We start from the raw sequence: 419 nt of genomic DNA, 5'->3' as shown, positions 1-419 counted from the left end.
GCGTGTGTCTTCCGCGCGCTCGACCAGCACGGCCGTGCACACGTCGCCGAAGATGAAGTGGCAGTCGCGGTCTTTCCAATCGAGGTGACCGGAGGTGATCTCGGGGCTCACGACCAGCGCCGCCCGCGCCGTGCCGCTGCGCACCGCATTGATGGCCTGCTCCAGCCCGAAGGTGGCCGACGAGCACGCGACGTTCATGTCGAACGCGTAGCCGCCCGCGCCAATGCCGTTCTGGATCTCCACGCCCAGTGCCGGATACGGCCGCTGGAAGTTGGACGTTGCGCACAGCAGCATGTCGACCTCGGCGGCATCGCGGCCGGCAGCGGCCAAGGCATCGCGCGCGGCCGCCACGCCAATCTCAGCCTGCAGCGACAGCGCATCGTCGGGGCGCGGCGTCAGACGCGGGCGCATGCGCGTTG

At 69.9% G+C, this 419-nt stretch carries 1 pseudogene; it reads right to left on the bottom strand.

The features are described from left to right. Nucleotides 1–419, bottom strand: a pseudogene (locus tag G9373_RS45720) (beta-ketoacyl-ACP synthase III); the annotation flags it as partial.

Origin of the sequence: Rhodococcus sp. A14, assembly GCF_011603105.1 — a bacterium.
In the GTDB taxonomy this organism is placed as follows: domain Bacteria; phylum Actinomycetota; class Actinomycetes; order Mycobacteriales; family Mycobacteriaceae; genus Rhodococcus_F; species Rhodococcus_F opacus.
The sequence above is the reverse complement of the archived record's forward strand: the minus strand, read 5'-3'. Positions and strand labels throughout refer to the sequence as shown.